The organism is Hydrogenobacter sp. (assembly GCA_041287335.1).
GTDB lineage: Bacteria > Aquificota > Aquificia > Aquificales > Aquificaceae > Hydrogenobacter.
Genome location: JBEULM010000034.1, coordinates 1 through 9,973, shown reverse-complemented (window position 1 = coordinate 9,973; position 9,973 = coordinate 1). Strand labels below are relative to the sequence as shown.

The window sequence follows — 9,973 nt, the reverse complement described above, 5'->3', positions numbered from 1 at the left end:
TTAAAGATAATAAGGCATATCAAGGATTTTGTCAAGGGGGTACCTTCTTCAAATGAAATTAATTTCCGAAAATCGTCGGTCATGCAAGGTTGAGTATAGAATTATAAAGTTTAAAGCTTTGACACACAAGCTTTTAAATGGCATGTCATCAAGTCATAAAGTCATCAACGCATAAAAGCATCTTGACATCAAGATGACACCCTTGACTTGCCTTTCCTTTTTAAAACACATACCATATTCAGCTCTAAAGATGACACGGGACTGTTAAGGTCCCGCAGACTCTTTGTTATTATATTATACCATAGAAGGAGGATTTTTGCATGTGGAGGTATATACTGATTTTTTGTCTTTTTGTGCCTTTGGTAGCTCTACCTGTTGAAGGGATTCCTTTTTTAAAGCCATCCATGTTAAATCTCAAAGACGATCTTAATGATGCCAGAAGGGAAGGGAAATTCCTTTTTATAATGTTTCATCAAGAAGGATGTCCCTTTTGCGATAAGATGCGGAAAGTAACCTTCCAAGATAAGGCTGTTCAGGATTACTTTACAAAGCACTTTTATATGGTGGAAGTTGATATAAGAGGTTCTAACGAAATCGTTGATGTGGATGGTAAAAAAATGACCGAGAGACAGTTTGCTCATAAATATGGGGTGAGGCTCACTCCCGTTTTTATGTTCTTTGATCAAAGTGGTAACGTGGTGGCAAAAGTGCCCGGATATATAGAGCCAAAGGATTTTATATTGGTGGGAAGATATATAGTAGAAGAACGTTATAAAGATACAAATTTAGTTAAGTTTATAAAAGAAAATAAAAAATGATACACTTGTTTGCTTTATTACTCTTTTCTTTTGCCTTTGGACAGGAGTTCATAAAGCTTACACCAAGGTCAGCTTACGAGCTTGCACTAAAAAACAATCCAGAACTTAAAAAACTCAGATATGAGATAGAATCCTTTAACTTTCAATATCAAGAAGCCAAAAACTACTTTCTGCCTTACATTTCCGTTGGATCTGGATTAATCTATAACTCGAAAACTCAGGAATGGGAAAAGCCTTTTGGTATAAGTTTTGTAAGTATACTATACGAGTACAGAAAAACCCCATCAAGGATAAGGAGCGCAGAACTCAGATACGAAATAAAAAGGGAAGCCCTGAAACAACTTGAAAGGGATATAAAGGTAAGAATATTAGAGCTTTTCGCTCAAGCCAGCCTATACAAAAAACTTACCGAAGTTAAAAGGGAAGAGATGGCTATAGCTTACGTGAGGTTTGACAGATCTCAGCAGAAGAAACAACTCGGTCTTTCTACCAATTTAGAAGTTTATCAGCTTGAGAGTGTATACAGAGAGAAGAGAAAAGAGCTTTTGCAAGCTCAATACGAATATAACAAGGCACTTCTTGAAATAAAAAGGTTAACGGGAATTGATATGGACGCTCTTATAGATATAGAAGATATAGACTTTAAACCAAAAGTTGGTGAGATAGATAAGGAAAGGCTTCTGAGGAGTGCATTGGATAATAACCCCATAGTGAAGATAAGAAAGTACGAGCTTGAGACGTACGACGAGCTTATAAAAGAGGCAAACAGTATCTTTACTCCAAGAATACAATTAAGGGGAGAGATAGGCAATACTATTAGGACAGGTTTCTTCCAAACTAAAGCGTATAACCAAAATGGCTGGAGAGCTGGCATAGAAATATTCGTACCTCTCTTTGATCCTTCTTCACTATATAAAGTTGAAGATCTCACATCGCAAAAAAGGATGGCTGAGGTTGATCTTCAAGATACAATAAACGAATTTAGACTTCTTGCCGATTCTGCAAGCTATAGATATGCGTACTTGCTCGCTCAACTGGATTCTGCTTTAGTAAAGAATAAATACGCAGAAGAAAATTTGACACTCAGGAGGTCTGAGTATGAGTTGGAACTTGCTTTTGATCTGGGATACGCCATGGCAGAAAAGTCAGAAGCTGAAAGACAGCTTATGCAAGCCAAGTACGACATACTGCTCTTTTTTGCCAGACTTTATAGACTTGCAGGACTTGATCCTTACCTTATCTTTGAAAAGGGTGATGAGTTTGTTAAAACTCAGTAGCTTCTTATTACTGTGTTTTTCTCTGGCTTTTGCAAAGGAAATAGAAGTCTCTGCCATAGTAGAGGGTCAGGTCAAGAAAGTTTACATAAAGCAGGGGCAGAGGGTCAAAACCGGTCAGATCCTTGTAGAAATTGATCCAACGCTATACACCACAAAAAGGGAAAGCCTTAAGGCAGAACTTGAAAGTCAGAAGCTAAATCTGGAAAAAGTGGAAAGAGACTTTAAAAGATATGAGGAACTTTTTAATCGTGATCTGCTTTCAAAAAGCGAATATGAAGACTGGAAGTACAGATACGAAAGAGAAAAGTCCAGATACATGATGCTTCAAGCTCAGATAGAGAGGTTAAATAAACTTATTGAATACTGTACCATAAAAGCTCCCGTGGAAGGTATTGTAAAGAAAATGCTGGTCAGGGAAGGTGTTTTTGTGAATGGTAGCATGATACCTCAAACCCTTCTGATCCTGGAGGAAAAATAAAGTGTATGTGATAAACCCTTATATGCTCAATGAGGGGCGTATAAAGAAGGTAATTAAAGAAAGTGGAGACGTATTTACTTTTCATGTAGAGGCGCATATTAAAGCGCTCCCAGGACAGTACAACATGCTCTACGCTTTTGGTATGGGGGAAGCCCCTATAACTATAGCCTATTCGGAAAATGATCATATTGTACATACGATCAGATCTGTAGGTGATGTTACCAAACACATAGATACGCTTAAAGAAGGTGATATCCTTTATTATAGAGGTCCTTACGGAAACGTGTGGGATTTAAAAAGTGCATACGGAAAACATCTCCTCATAATATCCGGCGGTCTTGGTCTGGCAGCGACTAGGTGGATTTACGAAACAGCCTTAAAAGAAAAGCATTTCTTTAAGAGCTTGTTACATCTATACGGTGCTAAGGATTACGAAAGCTTAATATACAGATACCTGTATGAGCGATGGGGGATAGGAAAATCCTTTCTCATTACCATTGATAAGCCGGATGAGAGATGGAAGGGTCATACTGGAATGATAACGGAACTTTTAAAAGATATTGAAATAGAGCATGACACAGTTGTTTTCATGTGTGGACCTGACCCTATGGTTAAGGCATGCGTTTTAAAGCTTGAAGAAAGAGGTTTACCAGCCAAAGAGATTTATGTATCCCTTGAGAGACATATGAAGTGTTCCGTAGGTACCTGCGGACATTGTATGATGGGACCTTTCTTCGTTTGCAAAGATGGTCCGGTATTCAGGTATGATAAGGTAAGGGAGTTCTTTGAAAGAAAAGAGGTGTAGGTTGTGGATTGGTTGAAGGTGAAAGCTCCTCAATACGCACTGATTGAAAAAACTTTGAAAGTGATTAAAAAATACTCTCTCAATACAGTATGTGAAGAATCTTTGTGTCCTAACATATCCGAGTGTTTTTCAGAAGGAACCGCTACCTTTATGATATTGGGGAAGATATGTACGAGGGCTTGCAAGTATTGCCACATCTCAACAGGGAAACCGCAAAAACCTGATCCATCTGAACCGCATCGCCTTTTCCTCGCCATTTCTGAGCTTGATCTCAAATACGTAGTTTTGACATCTGTTGATAGAGATGATCTGCCTGATTTTGGTTCTGGACACTTTCAAAGATGCGTAGAATACATAAAATCAAGATTGCCGGAAGTTAGCGTTGAGGTTTTAGTGCCTGACTTTAAAGGAAACCTTTCAGCCATGGATAGACTCCTTTTGTCCTCTCCCGATGTAATTTCCCACAACATAGAGACGGTAGAGAGTATCTTCAAACAAGTTAGACCACAAGGTGATTACGCAAGAAGTCTTGCGATACTTAGATATTATGCACAACACTCTGGCAAACCGATAAAGTCCGGTATTATGGTAGGTCTTGGAGAGAACTTCGATGATCTGCTAAAGACCTTTGAAGATCTGAGAAACGCTGGGGTTAAGTGGCTTGTCGTAGGGCAGTATCTCAGCCCTTCATCCAAACATTACCCAGTGAAGAAGTATTACAAACTGGAAGAATTTGAAATTTTAAAAGAAGTTGCGCTGAGCTTCGGTTTTGAAAGAGTACTTTCCCTACCTCTTGCCAGATCCTCTTATCATGCATGGGAGATGATCTAATCTCTCCTGTATTTACCTACAAGCTGTCCCTGTGAAAGTATGTGTCCTCTCATCTTACTTTCCACTTCCCTTTTGGTAACTCCGGGTGGTAAGCCCAGGCTCTCCACATTAAGAGCATAAATCTTAAAAAAGTATCTGTGATAACCATGCCCCTTCGGTGGGCAGGGTCCTCCATAGCCTATCTTCCCAAAGTCGTTCATCCCCTGCTTTATACTACCCACATGCTCGCTTTTGGGAAAATCTTCCTTAAGGGATGTGATATTTGCAGGTATGTCGTAAACTACCCAATGGGTGAAGGTTCCAGCTGGGGCGTCAGGATCATCAACCAGTATTACAAAAGATTTAGTTCCAGCAGGAAAGTTTGACCACATAACTTGTGGTGAGACATTCTCACCATCGCAAGTGTACTTTTTAGGTATGACCTCACCATCTTTAAAAGACTGGCTTTCTATTTTCATAAGCTTTCCTCCCGCCGCTAAACTGCTCAAAATCAAAAGCAGATAGAGAACCAACCTCAACTCTTGGTTAACCAAGCTATACAAAATCATACAGCTTGTGCCGTGCTATTTCTATCCCGCCATATTCAGGCAGACCCAGAACACGGCAGGCGGTATTTGGGTCTGCCATAGCCCCTGCACCAAGCACAGGAGCTAACCTACCCCAATCAACTTGTAGTGTTTTTAGCGGAGAGAAGTCCCTTACAAAGAACTTCTCAAGGATAGGTAAGGTAAGGGCGTACCTAAGAGCTTGCCAAAGTTTGTAAGGAGCATAAGCTCCTTCCCTCACACCTTCTTTTCGCATATTTTTTTGCTCCCTTCTTTTATCATGTTCACTTTTTTTACAGTTTTAGTCAACTATTGCTTACCTCCTTTTTTATAACCTTAAATATGTTCCATTCTTTTGTCAACTTCTTTTGAGTGGTAAAATTGTAAACATGGATGAGAAATTCAGGGAGTCAGAAGAGATAAGAAAGCCTGAAGTAGTAGAAGAAAGCATATGGGTAGCAGGTGAAGCCCTAAAGAAAGCCCCTAAAATGTATGGTATCCCAACTGGTGTGGAAGGGCTTGATGAACTTTTCTTCGTAGCTGATGTATCGGATGGTAAAATAGTGAAAAGATCTCTTGGCGGTCTGCCTGCTTATTCGGTTACTAACATAACGGGTGTTTCCGATACTGGTAAAACACTCATTGCGGAACAGTACACCATAATGCAGGCGGAAAGAGGTGAAACTGTAGCTTTTATCACTGTTGAAGCTCCTGCCCCATTTGTGAGTGTTGGATTGCGGGAGAGAGCCAAAGCGATGGGTTTTGAGTTTGAAAGTATTCAGGACAGGATAGTGCTGATAGATGCCGCGAGCCATTCAAAGTTGAGGGAGAATATACCTGATCTCCTTGCCACCTTAGCGTACGCCATAAAAAATTACAAAGTGAGACACGTGATTATAGATTCAGTTACAGGTTTATATGAGGCTAAGGAGATGCTTGCGAGAACTGTAGTGAGACAGCTTTTTAACTTTATGAAGAAGTGGTATCAAACCGCAATTTTCATATCTCAAAAAAGGAGCGGACACGAAGAGCTTACCGCCGAAGCGGCTGGAGGTTACGCTGTGAGCCACATAGTGGATTGTTCTATGGTCCTATCCAAAGAGCTTATTCTGACGCAGGCACAATCAAAAATATACAAAAAACCTATAGGGGAGATGGTCAGGTTGTTTAGGATAGACGGCTGTAGGCTTTGCGGTCATGACACGCAAACACACTTTATGGAGATAACCGAACTTGGTCTTGTCAAAATAGGACCTCCTCTCTCCGGTGGATGATGTTTCAGGTAAAAGCTTGCGGTATGACTCATAAAGGTAAGATAAGAGATAAAAATGAAGATGCATTGCTTATGAACAACACTATCTTACAAGAGGAGCTTATGGCTTCTCCTATCTGTTTTGAGATTCAAGATAGTTATCTAATATTCGCAGTTGCTGATGGTCTTGGTGGTCACGCCTGTGGAGAGGTAGCAAGCCTTATGGTGCTTAAAACCCTTATGGAAGAAAAACCAAAAGATGCTGAAAGCTTAAATCATACCTTGCACAAAGCAAGGGATCGCTTGGAAACCTTTGCCCAAGAGAATCCTCACGCTTATGGCTTAGGTTCTGCGATTGCCGGACTCGTAATGAGTCAAAAGGGGGTATTTGTCTTTAACGTGGGAGACTGTAGGGTTTACGGGATAAAGGAACAAAAAGTCAAAAGACTCACTTCCGACCACACAGAGGTAGAGAGACTGCTTAAACTTGGATACATCACGGAGCAAGAAGCTAAACATCATCCATACAGACACATGCTTACGTCAGCCCTCGTAGGAAATGCGTCATTCAGAGAGTTTGAGGTTTTTATAAAGAAGGTAAATGGATCTGGAAGTTTCGTTATATGTTCCGATGGCTTGTGGGAGCTTGTGGAGGATGAAGAACTAATTTATCCACCCAAAGAGTTAATGTTACTGGCACTCTCAAGGGGAGGTAAAGACAACATAAGTTTTATTAAATTAGAAGTATTATGAGAAAGGTCCTTAATTTATTGCTTTTTTTGTTAGTTGGCTGTGCTCCAACAATTAGCAACGGTAATCTCTTTAATATACTGCCAGAGGACAAAGAGATAGAGATAGGAAACAGCTATATACCTTACGCTGTAGAGGAAAACGACGGATTATATCCAGACAGAAGGGTTCAGGATTACGTAAGAAGCGTGGGTATGATCATAGCAAAACATACACCGAGAAAACTCCCTTACAAGTTTTTTGTGGTAAACTCGGATGCTATCAATGCCTTTGCCTTACCGGGAGGTCCCGTATTTATCACGAGAGGTCTTTTACTTAAGCTAAACAGCGAAAGTGAACTTGCTGGAGTATTGGGACACGAACTTGGGCATATAAATGCAAGACATCACGCCAAATTTTTAGAAAAGATGTACGCCATAAACATACTTTTTAACATAGGATCTGCTATCGTAGCGGACAAACCGTACGCTCAAGCTCTTTTACAGTTCGGTCAGATAGGCGGAAAGCTTTTAGCTCTCAAATTCAGCAGGGATCAGGAAAAACAAGCTGATGAGCTTGGAGTTGTTTATGCATTAAAGGCAGGGTATGACCCAAGTGGTTTGCTTGGAGTCTTTGAGACATTCAAAAAGATGGAAAAGGTTAACTCACCTGAATGGTTACAGACCCATCCCCTACCCGAAAGCAGGATCAAAGATGTGGAAAGGGAGATAGAAAGTATAAAACCCTCTGGAAGTCTCATATACGATTCGGACGAATTTCATCGCATAAAAGGGCTTTTGAAAGAGACGGAAGGTTCTTACAGGGAATTTTATGCGGGCAAAAAGGCGTATCAGCAGAAAAATTATCCCGAAGCTCTTTCCCACTTTAAAAAAGCTGTGGAGTTATACGATGAAAATTACGAGGCGCACCTTTATATAGCCTACATTCTCGCAAATACGGGTGATGTATCCCAGGCACTGGCTCATGCGGAAAAGGCTTATAGGATCATGCCAGATGTATTTTCCACAAACTATGTCTATGGTTTTGTACTCTTCAAATCAGGGAGATACTCAGAATCGGTTCAAAAGTTGGAGAGAGCAAAGAAACTCATACCTGACGATGCGGATACGTATTACTACGCGGGTAGAGATTATGAAGCGCTTGGAGATTTCTCAAAAGCTATAGACAACTACAAGAGTGCCTTAGAGTTGTCCAATGGCAAAGCTCCATGGACTGCTGATGCGAAAGAGAGACTTAGGAGACTTCAGAACATGTGATAGAATTTTAAAATGATTGAGATCATAGGAGGTGCGCATAATGGCTGCTAAACTCATATTTAACACTCAAGATCACAAGGTAGCTTTTTACGAGGAACTCACGCCAGCGAGTGCAGTTCAGGCAAACCAGTATCTTATAATACACAAGGGGGAAGGTATGCTTCTTGATCCGGGAGGTCACAAGGTATTTCCCAAACTTTTATCTGACATTTCCATTTCCATACTCATACCCACAGATAATATAAAGTACATCTTGCTGTCACATCAGGACCCTGACATAGTCGCTTCTATTAATGGCTGGCTTATAACTACAAAAGCTGTAGCGTACATATCCAAACTTTGGATGAGATTTTTACCCCACTTTGGTCTTGACTCTCAGCTTGAGGAGAGGATTTTGCCTATAGATGATGGTGGAACGAAGGTAAGTCTCAACGATTGTGAACTACTTATCCTGCCAGCTCACTTCTTGCACTCCCCGGGTAATTTTCAGGTTTATGATCCCTGTTCCAAGATACTCTTCTCAGGTGACCTTGGTGCTTCCTTAGGTCAGGATTACTTCTTCGTAGAAGACTTTGACAGTCACATAAAGTACATGGAGGGTTTTCACAGAAGATACATGACAAGCAATAAGATCTTGAAGTTCTGGGTAAACATGGTAAGACAGCTTGACATTGAAACCATAGCACCTCAACACGGAGCTGTATTTAAGGGGAAAGAGATGGTAAACAGATTTCTTGATTGGCTTGAGAATCTTGAGGTAGGTGTGGACCTTATGACGCAGGACAAGTACAAGCTGCCTGTTTGAGAATATATTTTTACGCATGACAGAAAAGGAAAAGTTTGAAAGATTATTGCAGGAGGCACAACTTATAGACAAGAATGTTCAATTAAATTTCGTTATGCTTGATCTCAATCCTAAGTGGATGAGGTGCAGAAGGACAAACAGGCTTGTCTTTCAATTTCACAAACTTGGCGATGAAGAAGGTAAAACCATGTGTGGGTTATTTCTTGAAAAATATCAAGTACTACCTGAAAGACAAGAAAATTTAGTGATAACTCAAGTAAACATGATGCTGGGAGGACTTGGACTTTTGGTGTTTTTTGATCTATGTCCTAAATGCTTTGGAAATGTAAACAGATGTAACCCTATAGAAGGGGGCGAATAAGCCCCCCTAAGAGTTTTTTACTTTACAGAAAGTATCCACTGGGCAAGCTGTTTTGCCTCAGCATCGGTTACATTCTGAGGAGGCATAGGTACAGAACCCCAAACTCCAGAACCACCTTGCTTTATCTTCTTTGCAAGATAATCAACAGCATCTTTCCTTTCCGCATACTTCTTGGCTACATCCCCATAAGCAGGTCCTACCTTTTTCACTTTAAGATCGTGGCACGCCATACAGCCTTTTTGCTTTGCCAGCTGTTCATTGGCAAAGGTGAAACCTATCAGCCCTACCACGGCTACCAGCACAAATTTCCTCATGCTTATACCTCCTTATTAAAGTTTTGCAATATTATAATACACTTCCTTTTATGAAGATTAGATGAAAGATTCTACTCAGAGTAAAGCTCAGAAAGAATGTCAGACACCTTTATTCTTTTTCTTTTAATGTCCACTTCCTTCACCAATTGTCTTACAAAAGGGATGTATCCTCTACCGTGATCAAGTTCAAGAAGATGATAGGGTTTGACTTGTGTTACTCCAGTGACTTTGCCCAAAGATTTTCCACTTTCTGTGTAAACCTCCAAACCTTCAAGCTCGTAGTAATAGTACTCATCCCTTTTTCGCTTTGGAAGCTTATGCGAAGGTAAAAATACTTTGGCTGATACGTACCTTTCTGCTTCATCTAAACTCTCGCATCCGGAGAACTTTACGATCACATACTTCCCGTGTTGTTTTACGCTTTCTATCTCAAAGGGTATATAATCCCCTCCCTTCCTTTTCAGGAAGATACTTTTCAGCC

The 9,973-nt window shown here is 40.4% G+C and carries 14 protein-coding genes; 10 read left to right on the top strand and 4 right to left on the bottom strand.

Annotation, left to right across the window (positions count from 1 at the left end; genetic code table 11):
* The first annotated feature begins 320 nt into the window (after positions 1–320).
* From ABWK04_04905 to lipA, 5 genes are read left to right on the top strand one after another with little or no spacing between them, the layout of a single operon-like run.
* Positions 321–818: a thioredoxin family protein gene (locus ABWK04_04905; protein ID MEZ0361225.1), complete on the top strand. Its 498-nt coding sequence runs from the start codon at positions 321–323 to the stop codon at positions 816–818.
* Complete coding sequence (locus ABWK04_04900) at positions 815–2,095, top strand: TolC family protein (protein MEZ0361224.1); 1,281 nt, start codon at positions 815–817, stop codon at positions 2,093–2,095. The genes ABWK04_04905 and ABWK04_04900 overlap by 4 nt, the downstream gene beginning before the upstream one ends.
* Entirely contained in the window at positions 2,073–2,573 is a 501-nt protein-coding gene (locus ABWK04_04895; GenBank protein MEZ0361223.1) for an efflux RND transporter periplasmic adaptor subunit, read from the top strand. The genes ABWK04_04900 and ABWK04_04895 overlap by 23 nt, the downstream gene beginning before the upstream one ends.
* A 7-nt stretch (positions 2,574–2,580) precedes the next feature.
* Complete coding sequence (locus ABWK04_04890) at positions 2,581–3,378, top strand: FAD/NAD(P)-binding protein (protein ID MEZ0361222.1); 798 nt, start codon at positions 2,581–2,583, stop codon at positions 3,376–3,378.
* Positions 3,379–3,381: 3 nt separating this feature from the next.
* Positions 3,382–4,209 (top strand): lipoyl synthase, encoded by an 828-nt coding sequence (lipA, locus tag ABWK04_04885; protein ID MEZ0361221.1) that lies wholly within the window; start codon positions 3,382–3,384, stop codon positions 4,207–4,209.
* On the opposite strand, the gene ABWK04_04880 is transcribed toward lipA, so the two are convergent.
* Together ABWK04_04880 and ABWK04_04875 are read right to left on the bottom strand one after the other, a co-directional pair.
* The gene (locus tag ABWK04_04880) at positions 4,206–4,667 is read right to left on the bottom strand and encodes a YbhB/YbcL family Raf kinase inhibitor-like protein (GenBank protein ID MEZ0361220.1); all 462 of its coding nucleotides are present in this window, start codon (positions 4,665–4,667) and stop codon (positions 4,206–4,208) included. The two genes, lipA and ABWK04_04880, sit on opposite strands and share 4 nt — an antisense overlap.
* A gap of 76 nt (positions 4,668–4,743) precedes the next feature.
* The gene (locus ABWK04_04875; GenBank protein ID MEZ0361219.1) at positions 4,744–5,010 is read right to left on the bottom strand and encodes a hypothetical protein; all 267 of its coding nucleotides are present in this window, start codon (positions 5,008–5,010) and stop codon (positions 4,744–4,746) included.
* 133 nt (positions 5,011–5,143) lie between these two features.
* Here ABWK04_04875 and ABWK04_04870 point away from each other — a divergent pair, with 133 nt between their 5' ends.
* From ABWK04_04870 to ABWK04_04850, 5 genes are read left to right on the top strand one after another with little or no spacing between them, the layout of a single operon-like run.
* Positions 5,144–6,028, top strand: a complete 885-nt coding sequence (locus ABWK04_04870) for a KaiC domain-containing protein (protein ID MEZ0361218.1) — start codon at positions 5,144–5,146, stop codon at positions 6,026–6,028.
* Complete coding sequence (locus ABWK04_04865; GenBank protein MEZ0361217.1) at positions 6,025–6,759, top strand: protein phosphatase 2C domain-containing protein; 735 nt, start codon at positions 6,025–6,027, stop codon at positions 6,757–6,759. The genes ABWK04_04870 and ABWK04_04865 overlap by 4 nt, the downstream gene beginning before the upstream one ends.
* The gene (locus tag ABWK04_04860; GenBank protein ID MEZ0361216.1) at positions 6,756–8,012 is read left to right on the top strand and encodes a M48 family metalloprotease; all 1,257 of its coding nucleotides are present in this window, start codon (positions 6,756–6,758) and stop codon (positions 8,010–8,012) included. Before ABWK04_04865 ends, ABWK04_04860 begins: the two co-directional genes overlap by 4 nt.
* 40 nt (positions 8,013–8,052) lie before the next feature.
* Positions 8,053–8,817, top strand: a complete 765-nt coding sequence (locus ABWK04_04855) for an MBL fold metallo-hydrolase (GenBank protein ID MEZ0361215.1) — start codon at positions 8,053–8,055, stop codon at positions 8,815–8,817.
* Between the two features lie 16 nt (positions 8,818–8,833).
* Entirely contained in the window at positions 8,834–9,178 is a 345-nt protein-coding gene (locus ABWK04_04850; protein ID MEZ0361214.1) for a hypothetical protein, read from the top strand.
* 17 nt (positions 9,179–9,195) lie between these two features.
* On the opposite strand, the gene ABWK04_04845 is transcribed toward ABWK04_04850, so the two are convergent.
* Together ABWK04_04845 and rimM are read right to left on the bottom strand one after the other, a co-directional pair.
* Positions 9,196–9,492 (bottom strand): c-type cytochrome, encoded by a 297-nt coding sequence (locus tag ABWK04_04845; protein MEZ0361213.1) that lies wholly within the window; start codon positions 9,490–9,492, stop codon positions 9,196–9,198.
* Positions 9,493–9,563: 71 nt separating this feature from the next.
* Positions 9,564–9,973, bottom strand: a 410-nt coding sequence (gene rimM / locus ABWK04_04840; GenBank protein MEZ0361212.1) for a ribosome maturation factor RimM, incomplete at its 5' end; no start/stop codon positions are given.